The 14,895-nt window shown below is 61.0% G+C and carries 18 protein-coding genes; 5 read left to right on the forward strand and 13 right to left on the reverse strand.

Going from position 1 to position 14,895, the window contains the following annotated elements:
* Nucleotides 1–1,200, reverse strand: coding sequence for a cysteine desulfurase NifS (gene nifS / locus B5F94_RS08615; RefSeq protein ID WP_087329424.1), 1,200 nt, complete (start codon nt 1,198–1,200; stop codon nt 1–3).
* 207 nt (nt 1,201–1,407) lie between these two features.
* Here nifS and B5F94_RS08620 point away from each other — a divergent pair, with 207 nt between their 5' ends.
* Nucleotides 1,408–2,532: an AI-2E family transporter gene (locus B5F94_RS08620; protein ID WP_087187600.1), complete on the forward strand. Its 1,125-nt coding sequence runs from the start codon at nt 1,408–1,410 to the stop codon at nt 2,530–2,532.
* 48 nt (nt 2,533–2,580) lie between these two features.
* Here B5F94_RS08620 and B5F94_RS08625 read toward each other — a convergent pair whose 3' ends face one another.
* On the reverse strand, nt 2,581–3,459 hold the full coding sequence (locus tag B5F94_RS08625; RefSeq protein ID WP_087329427.1) for a DegV family protein: 879 nt from the start codon (nt 3,457–3,459) through the stop codon (nt 2,581–2,583).
* 99 nt (nt 3,460–3,558) lie between these two features.
* Between B5F94_RS08625 and B5F94_RS08630 the strand changes: the two genes are divergently transcribed.
* The 3 genes from B5F94_RS08630 to B5F94_RS08640 are packed head-to-tail and all read left to right on the forward strand — an operon-like array spanning nt 3,559 to nt 5,657.
* Nucleotides 3,559–4,158 carry a TetR/AcrR family transcriptional regulator gene (locus tag B5F94_RS08630; protein ID WP_087270558.1) on the forward strand — a complete coding sequence of 200 codons (600 nt, stop codon included), beginning with the start codon at nt 3,559–3,561 and terminating at the stop codon, nt 4,156–4,158.
* 59 nt (nt 4,159–4,217) lie between these two features.
* Nucleotides 4,218–5,408 (forward strand): nucleoside recognition domain-containing protein, encoded by a 1,191-nt coding sequence (locus tag B5F94_RS08635; protein WP_087329429.1) that lies wholly within the window; start codon nt 4,218–4,220, stop codon nt 5,406–5,408.
* A gap of 39 nt (nt 5,409–5,447) precedes the next feature.
* A complete protein-coding gene (locus B5F94_RS08640) occupies nt 5,448–5,657 on the forward strand; it encodes a hypothetical protein (protein ID WP_087187596.1) in 210 nt (69 codons plus the stop codon).
* Nucleotides 5,658–5,703: 46 nt separating this feature from the next.
* Here the strand turns inward: B5F94_RS08640 and B5F94_RS08645 are convergent, their stop codons facing one another.
* Complete coding sequence (locus tag B5F94_RS08645; RefSeq protein ID WP_087270552.1) at nt 5,704–6,222, reverse strand: spore maturation protein; 519 nt, start codon at nt 6,220–6,222, stop codon at nt 5,704–5,706.
* A 2-nt stretch (nt 6,223–6,224) separates the two neighbouring features.
* A complete protein-coding gene (locus B5F94_RS08650; RefSeq protein WP_087187594.1) occupies nt 6,225–6,803 on the reverse strand; it encodes a spore maturation protein A in 579 nt (192 codons plus the stop codon).
* Between the two features lie 216 nt (nt 6,804–7,019).
* On the opposite strand from B5F94_RS08650, the gene B5F94_RS08655 reads away from it, so the two are divergent.
* A complete protein-coding gene (locus B5F94_RS08655; RefSeq protein WP_087187593.1) occupies nt 7,020–7,262 on the forward strand; it encodes an AbrB/MazE/SpoVT family DNA-binding domain-containing protein in 243 nt (80 codons plus the stop codon).
* A 232-nt stretch (nt 7,263–7,494) separates the two neighbouring features.
* On the opposite strand, the gene rsmI is transcribed toward B5F94_RS08655, so the two are convergent.
* The 9 genes from rsmI to B5F94_RS08700 form a co-directional block, all read right to left on the reverse strand.
* Entirely contained in the window at nt 7,495–8,340 is an 846-nt protein-coding gene (gene rsmI / locus B5F94_RS08660; protein ID WP_087329431.1) for a 16S rRNA (cytidine(1402)-2'-O)-methyltransferase, read from the reverse strand.
* Nucleotides 8,341–8,344: 4 nt separating this feature from the next.
* A complete protein-coding gene (locus B5F94_RS08665) occupies nt 8,345–8,989 on the reverse strand; it encodes a tRNA1(Val) (adenine(37)-N6)-methyltransferase (protein WP_087270543.1) in 645 nt (214 codons plus the stop codon).
* Complete coding sequence (locus B5F94_RS08670) at nt 8,986–9,597, reverse strand: NUDIX hydrolase (RefSeq protein WP_087329433.1); 612 nt, start codon at nt 9,595–9,597, stop codon at nt 8,986–8,988. The genes B5F94_RS08665 and B5F94_RS08670 overlap by 4 nt, the downstream gene beginning before the upstream one ends.
* Nucleotides 9,594–10,220 carry a CatA-like O-acetyltransferase gene (locus tag B5F94_RS08675; protein ID WP_087329435.1) on the reverse strand — a complete coding sequence of 209 codons (627 nt, stop codon included), beginning with the start codon at nt 10,218–10,220 and terminating at the stop codon, nt 9,594–9,596. The genes B5F94_RS08670 and B5F94_RS08675 overlap by 4 nt, the downstream gene beginning before the upstream one ends.
* Before the next feature lie 17 nt (nt 10,221–10,237).
* The gene (gene nrdG / locus B5F94_RS08680; RefSeq protein WP_087329438.1) at nt 10,238–10,765 is read right to left on the reverse strand and encodes an anaerobic ribonucleoside-triphosphate reductase activating protein; all 528 of its coding nucleotides are present in this window, start codon (nt 10,763–10,765) and stop codon (nt 10,238–10,240) included.
* A 59-nt stretch (nt 10,766–10,824) separates the two neighbouring features.
* Nucleotides 10,825–11,388: a chromate transporter gene (locus B5F94_RS08685; RefSeq protein ID WP_087329440.1), complete on the reverse strand. Its 564-nt coding sequence runs from the start codon at nt 11,386–11,388 to the stop codon at nt 10,825–10,827.
* Entirely contained in the window at nt 11,385–11,981 is a 597-nt protein-coding gene (locus tag B5F94_RS08690; RefSeq protein WP_087329442.1) for a chromate transporter, read from the reverse strand. The genes B5F94_RS08685 and B5F94_RS08690 overlap by 4 nt, the downstream gene beginning before the upstream one ends.
* A 1-nt stretch (nt 11,982) precedes the next feature.
* The gene (locus B5F94_RS08695; RefSeq protein ID WP_087329444.1) at nt 11,983–13,905 is read right to left on the reverse strand and encodes an NAD(+) synthase; all 1,923 of its coding nucleotides are present in this window, start codon (nt 13,903–13,905) and stop codon (nt 11,983–11,985) included.
* Nucleotides 13,906–14,061: 156 nt separating this feature from the next.
* Nucleotides 14,062–14,526 (reverse strand): winged helix-turn-helix transcriptional regulator, encoded by a 465-nt coding sequence (locus tag B5F94_RS08700; protein ID WP_087329446.1) that lies wholly within the window; start codon nt 14,524–14,526, stop codon nt 14,062–14,064.
* Nucleotides 14,527–14,895: the final 369 nt, after the last annotated feature.

Here is a 14,895-nt window from a genome sequence, read left to right on the forward strand (position 1 = left end):
TTACAGTTCCCAGGTGGGTTTCTGGGCTTCCTTGTCCCACACCGGGGACATCTCCCGCAGGTAGGCTACCACGGCGGGTACTTCTTTCAGGATATAGTCCACGTCCTCCTCCGTATTCTCCGCTCCCAGAGAGAGCCGCAGGGACCCGTGGGCAATGGCGTGAGGCAGTCCGATGGACAGCAGCACATGGGAGGGGTCCAGAGAGGCGGAGGAACAGGCCGAACCGGAGGAGGCACAGATCCCCTTGGCGTCCAGATGGAGCAACAGGGCCTCACCTTCCACACCTTCAAAGACAAAAGAGGCGGTGCCGGGCAGCCGCTTCACCGGATGGCCGGTGCGGCGGGAATAGGGCAGCGCGGACAGGCCGGCGATGAGCTTGTCCCGCAGAGCGGCCAGCCGGGCTGACTCCTCCGGCAGATGGTCCACCGCCTCCTTCAAAGCGGCAGCCATACCGACGGCGCCGGGCACATTCTCAGTGCCGGAGCGGCGGCCCTTCTCCTGTCCGCCGCCCTGGATAAGGGCGGGCAGCCGGAGGGGCTTTTTCATATACAGGGCCCCGATCCCCTTGGGTCCGCCGAACTTATGGCCGGACAGGGAGAGCAGGTCCACATTCCACGCCTCCACATCCACCGGGATGTGGCCCACCGCCTGGACGGCGTCGGTGTGGAACAGCACCTTATGGGCTCTGGCAATGGCGCCGATCTCCGCAATAGGCTGGATGGTGCCGATCTCGTTGTTGGCGGCCATGACAGAGATCAGGATGGTATCCGGCCGGATGGCCTGTTCCAGGTTGGCGGGGTCCACCAGACCGTCCCCGTCCACCGGCAGGTAGGTCACCTCATAGCCCCGCTTCTCCAACCACTGGGCGGTATGGAGGATGGCGTGGTGTTCAATGGCGGTAGTGATGATATGGCCGGTCTTTTTGCCCTTGAGGGCCATCAGTTCGGCCACCCCCCGCAGGGCCCAGTTATCGGCCTCGGTGCCGCCGGAGGTAAAATAGACTTCTTCCGGCTTTGCGTTCAGGCAGGCGGCCACCTGAGCCCGGGCTTCCTCCAGATGGGTCTTGCCCTCCTGGGCAAAGCGGTACAGGCTGGAGGGATTGCCATAATCCCGGGTAAAGTGGGGCAGCATGGCGGCAAGAGCGGTATCGGTAACGGCTGTAGTAGCCGCATGATCAGCGTAGACAAATTTTTCAGACATCGGTGGCTCCTTTCCGGAATCTACTTAATTCCTATCTGTTTACTAGATTATACGAAATCTCACTTTGTTTGTCAAGCAAAATCTTCCGGCCGCATTTGATTCGGCCGCTAATTAAATTTTCTTAAAGATCCTGCTTTCCCGTTGACGGTATGCGGCGAGGGTGCTATAGTGGAGTCACCAGTTCCTGTAAAGAAATCGAGGTTTCACATGGATAAGAAACTCTTCCGCAGTATCCTGCTCATTATTACATACGCAGTCCTGCTGGTTATGGTCCTGGCCCGTCTGGATGTGATCGGCGGTGTGCTGGGCACTTTACTGGCGGTCTTTAAGCCGCTGATCATCGGCTTCTGTCTGGCCTTTATCCTCAACCGGCCCTGTCAGTTCTTTTACCGGCTGTACAGCCGTGGGCTGGACAAAACCCCCGCCCGGGGGGCCGCCCGCCCGCTGGCGGTGCTTACCGCCTATCTGGCCCTCATCCTCCTGATCGTGGCGTTGTTCTCCTTCGTGCTGCCCAAGCTGGTGGAGAGCATCCAGACCTTTGTGCTCAATCTGGGCGGCTACATCACCAACGCCCAGAACTCCATCAACCAGCTGCTGGAATACCTGCACCTGGACATGGAGCAGCTGGACCTGTCCAGCCTGAACACCACCCTGGAGGGTGTGCTCAAAAACGCCCTGAACATCCTGTCCAATCTGGGTCCCCGGTTGGTGGAGTTCACCACCGGTCTGGTCTCCATTCTGGTCACCGGCGTGCTGGCCCTGGTCTTTTCCATCTATATGCTTTCCGGCCGGGACAAACTGCTGGGCCAGTGCCGGCGGCTGCTGAAGGCCTATGTTCCCGCCAAGGTGGCCGGCCCCATCTCGGACGTGGTCTCCCTCACCGCCGCCACCTTCACCAAATTTGTTACCGGTCAATGTATCGAGGCCTGTATCCTGGGCAGCCTGTGTTCCCTGGGAATGCTCTTCATCCAGCCGGATTACGCCCCCCTCATCGGCGTCACGGTGGGAGCCTCCGCCCTCATCCCGGTGGCGGGCGCCTACATCGGCGCCATCGTATCCGCCATCCTGCTGCTGATGGTCTCCCCGCTGAAGGCCTTTATTTTCGTGATTTTCCTTATTATCCTCCAGCAGGTGGAGGGCAATGTGATCTATCCCCGGGTGGTGGGCACCTCTCTGGGGCTGCCCGGTATCTGGGTACTGGCTGCCGTTACGGTGGGCGGCAGCCTGCTGGGCCTGGTGGGTGTGCTCATCAGCGTACCCATCGCCTCGGTGATCTACACGCTGCTCCGCCGGGACATCCACAAGCGCCTGGGGCCCCCGGACCAGGCCTGAAAACCATAAAAAAGCCTGCTGCCGCAGCAGCAGGCTTTTTTGCACTTGTCAATCCTCCAGGATCTGGATGCCGCCTCCCAGCACACCGTCGCCGATGTACACGCTGAGGGTGGCGTCAATCTCGCCCTCCCACATATGCACAGCATCGGGAAAACGCTCCTTCATCCGGACGGCAAATTCCGCCATCTCCTCGGGCGCGCCGCCGTTGGCAATGCCCAGGTTGTACCGGACGCCGGGCCGGATGTGCTGTTCCATCAGCTCCAGGATCTTGTCCTGAACCTGCCGGCGGCCCCGCACCTTGGCCACGCTCTGAAGCTGGCCGTCGGAGGCAAAGGAAATCACCGGTTTGATGCTCAGCAGGGTACCGGCAAAGGCGGCCACCTTTCCAATACGCCCGCCCTTGCTCAGGTATTCCAGGGTGTCCACCGAGAAGAAGGGGAAGGTATTTTCGATCAGCTTGGGTACCCGGTGGCTCACCAAAGTATCCCAGTCCACCCCGGCCAGAATGTCCTCCCACAGCTGGAGCACCATGATCCCCATACCCAGGGAGCCGCTTTTGGAGTCGAACACGGCAATGTCCAGGTCCTTCCGGGTCTCCGCCTGGAGGCGCACCATATTATAGGTGCCCGACAGCCCGGAGGAAAGCATGACGGCCAGCACCTTTTCATAGCCGTCGGCCTTGATGCGGTCCAGGGTGTCGCTGATGCTGCCGCCGTCGGGCAGAGAGGTGCGGGGCAGCTCTCCCCGATGGAGGCGGTCATACACATCCTTGGCAAAGATGTCCACTCCGTCGGAGTATTCTCCGTCGTCGCAGACGATCTTCAGGGGCACCGTATAGATGGGCTTATCCGCCCGCAGCGCAGGGGACAGGTCGGCGGTGGAATCGGTAAGCAGCGCGATCTTCTGTACGTTTGACAAGTTGATCATCCTACCCTATAATCAATATTGCGAAACTGACATAACGTCGTTATGTGACTACTTAAATTATAGCGGCAAAGAGCCGCTGCTGTCAAGAGGTGGAAGCCAATGGAGGACTATCGGACCCGCAGAAAAGAGCAGGCCAGGCAGACCGAACAGGCCATTTTGCAGGCCGCCATGGATCTGTCCCGAAAGCAGAGCTTTGACAAGGTATCCATCCGGGAAATCTGCCAGCAGGCGGGGATTACGACCGGCGCCTTCTACCACCACTTCCGCTCCAAGGAGGATCTGCTCTCCCGGGGTTTCGCCCCCCTGGACACCTATCTGGAGCAGTGCCTGGCAGGCCATGAGGACGATCCCCCCGCCCGCCGCCTGTGGCGGCTCATGACCAACTATGCGGAATTTTTGGAAAACCTGGGCTGGGAGCTGGTGGCCCGGTATTATCAACGGCGTCTGGACGCCCCCGACGACACTTCCTCCATGGACTCCAGCCGGTTCACCCTCCGGGCCATGGCCGGCTGCCTGGCCCAGGCGGAGGCGGAGGGCGGACTGCTGCCCGGCTGGTCGGCGGAGTGGACCGCCGATTTTCTGCTCCGCCATTTCCGGGGCGTGGTCATTGACTGGACCCTCCACCGGGGCTCCTACCGCCTGCTGACCAAACTGGAGCAGGATTACACCCTCTTCAGCCATGTGTTCCGCACCGGCTGAGGAGGACAGGCAACTTTTGGCCCCATGGCGCATACCCATCTGTGAAGGAGGTGTGTGCCATGTCCCGGCTGCTGTCCAAAGCCAGAGTCCGCGATCTGATTCTGGGTCTTGTTCTGTTGTGCGCCACATTGGCGCTGATGCTCTACCCCAAGCCCTCCATGGAGGCGGCCCGCACCGGCCTCCAGCTGTGCTACAACGTGATCATCCCCTCGCTCTTTCCCTTTTTTGTGCTCTCCTCCCTGGTGGTGGAGCTGGGCCTGGCCCGCTACCTGGGCCGGCTGCTGGAGGGGATCATGCGCCCTCTGTTCCACGTCAGCGGAGCCTGCGCCTCCGCCTTTGCCCTGGGTTTTGTGGGAGGCTATCCGGTGGGGGCCAAGACCGCCATCAGCCTCTATGAAAAAGGGATGTGTACCCGCACCGAGGCGGAGCGGCTGCTGGCCTTCTGCAACAACTCCGGCCCGGCTTTTATCCTGGGCGTGGTGGGGGCGGGTATCTTCGCCAGCAGTACGGTGGGAGTCCTTCTCTACCTGGCCCATGCCATGGCCTCGGTATGTGTGGGGCTGCTCTTCCGCTTCTACAAGGCCGGCGAGGACAGCGGCAGAGGGAAATCCACCCGTCCCGCGCCCCAGTTTCAGGCCCAGCGCTTTTCCACCGCCTTTACCGGCTCGGTGAAAAGCGCCTTTCTCTCTACCTTAAATATCTGCGCCTTTGTGGTGTTCTTTACGGTGGTCATCCAGCTGCTTATCCGCTCCGGCTTCCTGCCCGGTCTGGCCCAGGCGCTGGGCACCGTGCTGGCCCCCTTCGGCCTGACACCGGAATGGGCCCAGCGGCTGCTCACCGGCGCGCTGGAGATCTCCTCCGGAGTGTCCACCCTGTCGGAGGGAGGCGCCCTCAGCAGCCGGTTGACCATGGCAGCCTTTATGCTGGGCTGGGCAGGCATCTCGGTCCACTGTCAGGTGCTCTCCTTCATCGGGGGCAGCGGCCTGTCGGTGGGCACCTACCTGGCAGGCAAGCTGCTCCACGGCGGTCTGTCCGCCCTTTTCATCGGCATTCTGGTCCGTTTTGTCCCCCTCAACGCCCCCGTCTCCAATTACCTGGCCGATCAGGTGGCCGGCATCGCCGGTATGGAGTTTCACGGCGCCCTCACCGCCTCCATCCTGGCCGCCTGGATGATCTTTCTGGGCTTTCTGCTGGCAGCAGCCCTGGGTTCACGAAAAAGCCTTGGCAAACGCCGCAAGCCCGTGGTATAATGATAAGTACTGAATTTATACAAGGACAGGAGGGATTCCATGCTGTTCCAAAAGGATATCGAACCCCGCTGCTGCTACTGTCAACGGGGCACTCAACTGGACGAGGAGCAGATCCTCTGCGTCAAGAAGGGTGTGGTCTCCCCTGGGGGCAGCTGCCGGGCCTTCCGGTATGATCCGCTGAAGCGGGTACCTACCCCGCCGGTGACGCTCAATCTGGATAAACTGAAAGACGAAGATTTCTCCCTGTAAACAGACCGGGACCCGCTGCTCAAGCAGCGGGTCCCGGTTTTTTGTCTCAGAAGATCAGCCGCACCGCCCAGGCGGCAGCCAGAAAGCCCGCCAGGTCGGCGCACAGAGCGGCGGGGACGGCATAGCGGGTTTTGACGATGCCCGCCGCCCCGAAGTACACGGCGATGGTATAAAAGGTAGTTTCGGTCGACCCCAGCATCACGGCGGCAGTGCGACCAATCTCCGAGTCGGGTCCATAGGTAGAGATCAGCTCCGCTCCCACGCCCAGGGCGGCGGAGCCGCTCACAGGCCGCACCAGCATCAGGCCCACCGTCTCCGGCGGGATGCCCACGGCAGTAAGCAGGGGGGCCAGCGCCTGGGCGGCCAGTTCCAACGCTCCCGACGCCCGCAGCATATAGACCGCCGTCAACAGCCCAACCAGAGCCGGAACAATGCGGATGAGCACGCTCAGCCCCTCCCCGGCCCCCGAGAGCAGGGCGCTGTAGACGTCCACCTTCCGGGCCATACCCCACAGGGCCACCACTCCAATGATGAGGGGCACCAGCATGGTGAAAAAGGTATCCATGCTCAGTCCCTCCACAGCCGGGCCAGCACCTTGGCCGCCAGGATGCCCACGCATACCGAAATGGCGGAGGCCAGCCACACCGCCGGCAGAATATCAAAAGGGGTCTCACATCCTGCGGCCAGCCGCACCCCTGCCACAGTGGTGGGGATCAGCTGGATGGAGGCGGTGTTGCACACCACCAGCATACACATCCCGTCGCAGGCCACCCCCGGCCTGCGGCGGCTCATCTTCTGGGCGGCCTGAATGCCCAAAGGAGTGGCCGCATTGCCCAGCCCCAGCAGATTGGCCGACACATTGGCGGAAATACAATCCATTACCTCCCGGTCCCGGGCAAACTCCGGATAGAGCCGCCCCAGCAGCGGGCGCAGCAGCCGGGACAGACCCGCCGACAGGCCGGAGCGCTTCATGATCTCCATAACTCCCATCCACAGGCAGAGCACCCCCGCCATGGCCAGACAGAGATCCACCGCCGCCCCGGCTCCCTCCAGAGCCGCCGCTCCTACCGCCGGACCGTTCCCCGTGGCCAGCCCACACAGGATGGAAATCACCACCATGCCCGTCCAGATCGCCGCCATTGCCATGGCTGTCCGCCCCTTTCCCTGTCCAAATTTCCAGTTCAGACTATCTATACGATCCAGCTTCGGAAAAGATACCCAATTCCAAGGCGAAAAATGGCAGATAATATATGAAGTTTTTGTAACATTGCTTGACAGAACAATACGTTGTGTTATAATTGTGTCAGTTTCTAGTTAATGAAGGGAATAATTGGAAACTAATAGGGAAAGGAAGTAGCATTTATGAAGTCAACCGGGATCGTACGTAAAGTAGATGAATTGGGCCGCATCGTTCTGCCCATCGAGCTCCGCCGCACACTGGATATCGCAGAGAAGGACTCTCTGGAGATCTATGTGGACGGTGCTTCCATTGTGCTGAAAAAGTATCAGCCTGCCTGCATTTTCTGCGATGATGCAAAGGATGTCATCAACTTCAAGGGCAAGAACGTCTGCACCAACTGCATTCGTGAGCTTCAGCTGAAGTAATCCGAGTTGAAAGAAAAAGGGACTCCTCTGGCGTTTTTGCCGGGGAGTCCCTTTCTTTTTCCATTACTGTTAATAATTATACGATTAACACAGGTTAAAAGATTCCTGCAATTTTGTGCTGTTTTTTCCCATCTTTTTCCCTGTTTTCCCGGCGATTCGACCGTTTTTTTGCTGATTCAGCATTTTTGGAACGCCTCCAAAAAATACGTTTTGTAATATTCAATTCCTCTCATTAGCATAACGGCGTTTTTTCATTCATCGCCCTGCCGTACAGCTCATTCTTAGGCAAACCGGTCTCCTTGGCGGCCTGCCGGGCGGCATCCTTCAGGGACAGCCCTTCGGTCCGCAGCTGGGCCACCCGCTCCAGGCCCTGCTCCAGGGTGGGGGTCTCTTTGGCGCTCTCCGCCGCCCCCTCCACCACCAGGACAAACTCTCCCCGGGGCGGATTTTCCTCATACCAGGTCACCGCCTCCCCCAGAGTGGTGCGGCGCACCTCCTCGTGGAGCTTGGTCAGCTCCCGGCACAGGGAGATCCGCCGGTCCGGTCCAAACACCTCCGCCAGGTCGGCCAGGGTGGCATTCAGCTTATGGGGGGCCTCATAGAAGATCATGGTCCGCTGTTCCTGCCGGAGCTCCTCCAGGTGGGCGCGGCGGTTTTTCTTGTTCATGGCCAGAAAGCCCTCAAAGGTAAAGCGGCCGGTGGGCAGGCCGGACACCGACAGAGCGGTGATGAGGGCGCAGGGGCCGGGAATGGCCACCACCTCCACCCCGCTCTGGGCACACAGCCGCACCAGGTCCTCGCCGGGGTCGGACACTGCCGGGGTGCCCGCGTCGGTAACCAGGGCGCAGCTCTCCCCCGCCAGCAGGCGGCCCAGCACCGCCTGTCCCCCCGCCTCGGTGTTGTGGCGGTAGTAGGAGATGAGGGGCTTTTTCAGCCCCAGGTGGTTGAGCAGCTTGAGGGTCACCCGGGTGTCCTCGGCAGCAATAAAGTCCACCGACTCCAGAGTGTCCGCGATGCGCTGGGAAATGTCCCCCAAATTGCCGATGGGGGTGGGTACCAGATATAAAATGCCGGCCATAGGATTACCTCCGGTTCATCAGTAGTGTGGGCAGGACCTCCAGTCCCGGCCTGCCCTGGCGCACCGCCTCCACCAGAACGGCAGAGGGGGGCGTGTCGGCGTCATGCTGGATCAGTTGGAGCCGTTTGGGCTCCAGACCGCCGCCCTGCAGGGCGGTAAAGAGCTCCGCCAGCCGTTCCGGCCGGTGGACCAGAGCAAACCGCCCGCCGTTTTTCACCAGCCGTCCGGCAGCGGCGCACCAGTCGGTCAAAGTGGCCTCCTCCATGCGGGCCGCCCCGCCGTCTCCCCCGCTGCCCGCCTTGAAATAGGGCGGGTTGGAGATCACAAGAGAGAACCCTCCCGCAGATAACGTTTTGCACACCTGGCGGAGATCGCCGGTGTAAATTTCCCCTGTCAGACCGTTTTCTGTCAGATTTTTGCGGGCCAGAGCGCTGTCCTCGGGGGAGATTTCCACACCGGACAGGGCCAATGTGGATTGCCGGGCCGCCAGCAGCAGGAGCAGGGCTCCCGCGCCGCAGCCCAGGTCGCACACCCGATCCCCCCGCCGCAGGGTGGCAAAGGAGGCCAGGACCAGACTGTCCTGCCCCAGGGGAAAGCAGGTATCCGACTGCTCATAGCGGTAAGGCCCCAGCTGCTCCGGCGCTCTCATGCCATTTCCTCCATCAGGTGGCGGACGATGCGGCCGGTAAGGCCCCAGATGGGCCGGTCCGGCCAGGCGTAGACGGGCACGGTGGTCTCCCCGCTGCGCCAGCGGTAGCCCCGGGGAAAACCGATGCTGTCATAGGGAAAATCCGCCGCCACCTGGGGTTTGAGCTCGTAGGAGTAGACCTGGGGCGGGTGATCCCGGAGCCAGGCTACCGGCACCAGAAAGGTACTGTCCACCTCCGCGGGGCTGGGTACCATAGCGGCCATTCCCGCCGGGCTCACGATCCCCAGGAAAGGATGCATGACGAACTTGCCCTGCTGCACCAGCCGGTCCAGGGGGGCAATAGTCTCCACCTCATGGGGCGGAATTGCCAGCTCCTCAAAGGTCTCCCGCAGGGCGCAGTCCTGGGGATTCTCCCCCGGCTCCACCCGCCCGCCGGGAAAACACACCTCCCCCGGCTGATGGGCCAATGTGCTGGCCCGCACTTCAAAAAGCAGACTGGGCCCTTCCGGCCCATCCACCAGCGGCACCAGCACCGCGTACTGCTGCTTGACGTCCTGTATGCCAGGCATATGGCCCGCCCAGCGGGCCCGGAAATCCGATAAGGTCATAGTGTCTCCATCCAATCACAGAGGGCCTGATGGAAGCGTCCCACATGGACGCCGTCCAGCAGGCGGTGGTTCAGTTCCAGACTGAGGCTGAGCAAGGTCCTGTCCCCCCGCTCCTCCCAGCGGCCCCAGCTTACCCGGGGCACCGAGTCCCAGGGCACCACATCCCGCTCGTTGGTCAGGGCAGTAATGGGGAACCAGGGCAGACAGGTAAAGTAGATCAGTTCATCCTCCGCCCAGGGCCCGGCGGTGATGAATTCCGTCTGGGCCGCCGAGGCGGCCTTGGCCCGGCGGCAGAAGTCGGCCAGATCCTCCCCCGCCTCCAGGGTGACAATGTGGAAGAGGTCGCTGCCCTCCTTCAGGTCGGTGAAGCTGGGCACCAGCCGGTCATGGCGCACGATCTTGCCGTTGCGGTCCTTGTAGAGGAAGGCCTCCACCCCCTCCATGGCCTTGGTCACCCCAAAGACCATAGCGGAGTAAAAGGACAGTCCCTCCTGCTTGCACCGCCGCCGGAGCGCCGTCACATCCACCGGGAAGGTCAGGCTGTAAAAGGGGTGGGACATGGGGGCGAAAAAGGCATAGTGTTCCTTTCGGGCCCAGGTCTCCAGATCGATCTCCTGTGTCATAACAATTCCCTCTCTTTTCAGCTCTCCGGCCGGGTGAAGTGAGCCAGCGGATCGGGCCGGCTCCACAGCACCACCGTTCCCGCCTCCCGGCTTTTGGGCACATCGATGAGCCGCTGATTGGTGCTACCCCGGAACAAAGCGTCGTAGGACTTGAGATTTTCCACAAAGGGCCCATCCACCAGCACGTCCACCTGCTCCAGCAGAGCCAGCACATCCGGCATTCCCTGCTCCAGCATGGTTTCGTAGCGATAGCCGGTATAGGCCCACACATTGAGGCCGTTTTCTTTGGCCCGGGCCGCCAGGGCGGCGCACTCTCCCGCCTGGTCAAAGGGCTCCCCGCCGGAGAGGGTAAGCCCGTCGGTCAGGGGATTGGACAGCATCTGCTCCGCCAGCTCTGTTACCGTGGCCTCCCGGCCCCCTGCGGGATCGTGGGTCTCCGGATTGTGGCAGCCGGGACAGCGGTGGGGACAGCCCTGGGTAAAGACAGTAAACCGCAGGCCGGGACCGTCCACAATGGAGTCGGACACAACATTGGCAATACGCATATCATTTCTCCTATAAAAAGCGGGGGCTGCTGCACCAGGGTGCAACAGCCCCCGCTTCTTTAGAATTGGAACACAACACCGATCACCGCGGAGGCGGCGATAAACACAATGGGGTGCAGCTTTTTCAGAGGCTTTACCTGGAGGCAGACAAAGACCGCTGCCGCCAGAACAATGCCCTTCCAGTGGAAGAAGTCCGCCGTCCCGAAGGCCACGCTGGTATTTACCAGGGCAATGGCGCATACCTCCACCAGAGCCGCCGTAATGAGGGCAGTGGAGGCGGGGCGAATGCCGTAAAACACCGCATCCACCCCACGGCTCTCCCGGAACTTTTTCAGGAATCCGGCAATGATGAGGATGACGATGATGGAGGGGCACACCAGCCCCAGGGTGGCGATGACGCCTCCCGGAATTCCGCCGGTTTGGAATCCCACATAGGTAGCCATGTTCACCCCCATGGGACCGGGGGTGGCTTCGGAAATGGCGATCATATTGGCCAGATCCCCGGCGGTGAACCAACCTGTACGGGCGCCGATATCAGTGAGGAAAGGGATGGTAGCCAAACCCCCGCCAATGGCAAACAGGCCCGCCTTGAAAAACTCAAAGAACAACTGAAGGTAGATCATGCTTTCAGCCCTCCCTTGGCGGCCCGGACGCACAGTCCGGCCGCCCCGGCCAGCACCACCAGCACGATGGGGGAGGTCACAAAGCCCATCACCGCCGCCAGAGCGGTGCCGGCAGGGAAGGTGACAAAGTTGCCCACCACTGCCAGAACGGCCACCACCACAAAGATGATCACGGTGGGCACATCCACCACTGTGCTCTTGCGCAGCTTGAGCACGCTGGACAGGATGAGGGCGCACACGCAGGCCCGCACACCATTGAAGGCGTGGATCACCACCGGCAGCTCGGCAAAGTTCTGAAGAAATGCCGCAATGAGCATGATGATGACCAGGCAGGGAAACACCAGCCCCAGGGTGGCTACTACGCCTCCCACCGGGCCTTTCAATTTATGGCCCACAAAGGTGGCGGTATTGACGGCGATAATGCCGGGGGTACACTGACCGATGGCAAAGTAGTCGGACATCTCCGCCTCAGTGGTCCAGTTTCGCTTCTCCACCAGCTCCCGCTGGAGGATGGGCAGCATGGCATAGCCTCCGCCAAAGGTACACACGCCAATTTTGGCGAAGGTCCAGAACAATTCGAAATAGAGGTTCACCTTACTCCAGACCCTCCAGTTCCTCCAGCCACAGAGAAGCCATGGCGTCGGAAGGCATCCGCCAGTCGCCCCGGGGGCTGAGGGCCACCGAGCCAACCTTGGGGCCGTCGGGCAGGCACGAGCGCTTGAACTGCTGGGAGAAGAACCGGCGATAGAAGTTCTTCAGCCACTTGAGGAGGGTGGAGCGGTCATAGCGCTTGCCCATGGCCTGCTCCGCCAGCCGCAGCGCCTTTCGGGGCCCGAAGCCCCAGCGGATGGCGTAGTAGAGGTAGAAGTCATGGAGCTCGTAGGGTCCCACCAGATCCTCGGTCTTTTGGGCAATCTGCCCCTCGATGGCTGGGAGCAGCTCGGGGGACACGGGGGTATCCAGAATATCCGCCAGCACGGTGGACAGCTGGGGGTCCTCCGCCTCCTTGTCGTCCGAGATAAAGCTGACCAGATGGCGCACCAGAGTCTTGGGGATACCGGCGTTGACGGCGTAGTTGCTCATGTGGTCGCCGTTGTAGGTACACCAGCCCAGGGCCAGCTCGGAGAGGTCGCCGGTGCCGATGACCAAGCCGCCGGTCTGGTTGGCGATGTCCATGAGCACCTGGGTCCGCTCTCTGGCCTGGCCGTTCTCAAAGGTCACGTCGTGGTCCTCCATGGACTGGCCGATGTCCTTGAAGTGGCGGCGCACCGCCTCCCCAATATCGATGGTTTTGAGGGTGCAGCCCAGCCGCTCAGCCAGCAGCACCGCGTTGGACTTGGTGCGGTCGGTGGTACCGAAGCAGGGCATGGTCACCGCAATGATATCGCTGGCAGGCCGGTCCAGCATCTCCATGGATACCGCGGTGATGAGCACCGCCAGGGTGGAGTCCAGGCCGCCGGACAGGCCCACCACCGCCGTCTTGGCGTGGGTGTGCTCCAGCCGCTTCTTCAGGCCCAGGGCGGCGGTATACAGGATCTCGTTGCACCGCTCCGCCCGGTCGCTCTGGTCCTGGGGCACGAAGGGGGTGGGGGACACGGGCCGGGTGAGATGGGTATCCGCCAGATCCATGTCAAAGGACATCCGCCAGCACTCCTGGGAAGGATCGGCCCGATAGGTATTCATCCGCTGGCGCTCGTAGACCAGCCGGTCCACGTCGATCTCGCTGATGGTGAGGCCGGTGGCAAACCGGCGCTCGGCCAGGATGGAGCCGTTCTCCGCCACAATGTTGTGGCCGGCAAAGACCAGGTCGGTGGTGGACTCCCCCTCCCCGGCATCGGCATATACATAGCCGCATACCAGCCGGCCGCTCTGGCCGGACACCAGCCCCCGGCGGTAGGCCGCCTTGCCCGCCAGTTCGTTGGAGGCCGACAGGTTCAGGATGATGGTAGCCCCCGCCCGGGCCAGGCGAATGGAGGGAGGCTCGGGGGCCCACAGGTCCTCGCAGATCTCCACGCCAATGACCAGATTGGGCATATCCGCGCAGGCAAACAGATCGTTGTTGGACAGGGATACCTCCTGGCCGCACAGGGGAATTCTGGTCTCCACCCCGGCCCCGGAGGCGAACCACCGCCCCTCATAGAACTCTCCGTAGTTGGGCAGGTAGGTCTTGGGCACCAGGCCCAAAATCTCTCCGCTCTGTATCACAGCGGCGCAGTTATACAGTTTGTTGTCCCATTTGTTCCATACGGGCAGACCAATGGCCGCCACCATATCCAGATTCTTGGTGGCCTCCAGAATGGTGGCCAGGCCCTCCTCCGCTCCTCTCAGCAGGGTGGGCTGAAGAAACAGATCGGCACAGGTATAGCCGGTGAGGCACAGCTCCGGCAGGGCCAGCACCTTCACGCCCTGCTTGTCCGCCTCCCGCATCAGAGTAAAGATCTGCTCCGCGTTATAACGGCAGTCGGCCACCCGGATTTTGGGGGTGCCGGCGGCTACTTTTACAAATCCATCGCGCATATCACGCGCCTCCTTCGCTCAGGATCTTTTTCTAGCGAATATGATACCCCAAACCGGTCCCGATTGCAACGTCTCCCAGGCCAGGAGAAACAAAACCCTGCTGAAACCCGGCAAAGGCCGGCTTCAGCAGGGTCTTTGTGAATTGGTCGGGGCTGCTCAGTCCCGATTCTCTCCCCGGTCGCGCCCCTGGCGCTTCCGGTCCGGGTTAAAATCGTTGGCCGCCATAATGTCTTGGAGCTCCTGCGTATATTTGCTGGAGGTATGGACTACAAAGGCGTCAGAGTCGATGGGGATACCCCGTTCGTCCATCTGCCGGATGCTCCAGATATACAGAGCGTCCAGCGCGGGGATGAGCTGCTCTCCACTGGGGGTGAGCACATACTCCACCTTGGGCGGAATGGTGTCGTAGGAGATACGGCGGATCAGTCCCGCCTCCACCAGCTCCCTCAACTGCTGGCTGAACACTTTCTCGGAAATGGGCAGAGCCTTCAACGTCTGGTTAAAGCGAATGCTCCCGTAGGTGTGGATCTCATGGAGGATGGTCATCTTCCACTTCCCGCCGATGCAGTGCAGCACATAGTGGTAGGGATTTGTCGGTGTGTCAAAATGATCGTTCCACACAAGCAGTTACCTCTTTCTCTTCCCGGATTTACGCAGAGGAGCCGCTCTGGCTCCACTGATATCATGATAACACAGCCGCCAGTTCACCACAAGATAGCAGTCCAGACTCCCGCGTTATGTATGCCAAAATTTTAACAAAAAATTTGTGCAGCTTTAACAACGGTGTATCATCCCGTCATCCGTTTTAGCTTTTTTGCACATTTTATTTTCGCCCCTTTTGTCCAATTTTACAACTTTCCGACACTTACCATTCGGTGGGTGCAAACCCGCAAGTTACCTACTTACATAATTGTGCGTATTGCACAAAAGCCGCGTCGTGGCTACACTATAACCAGACAAAGTGCTTAGGCCAAAGGGCCTGGCAGAGAT

Origin of the sequence: Flavonifractor sp. An4 (assembly GCF_002161755.1) — a bacterium.
GTDB classification, from domain to species: domain Bacteria; phylum Bacillota; class Clostridia; order Oscillospirales; family Oscillospiraceae; genus Flavonifractor; species Flavonifractor avicola.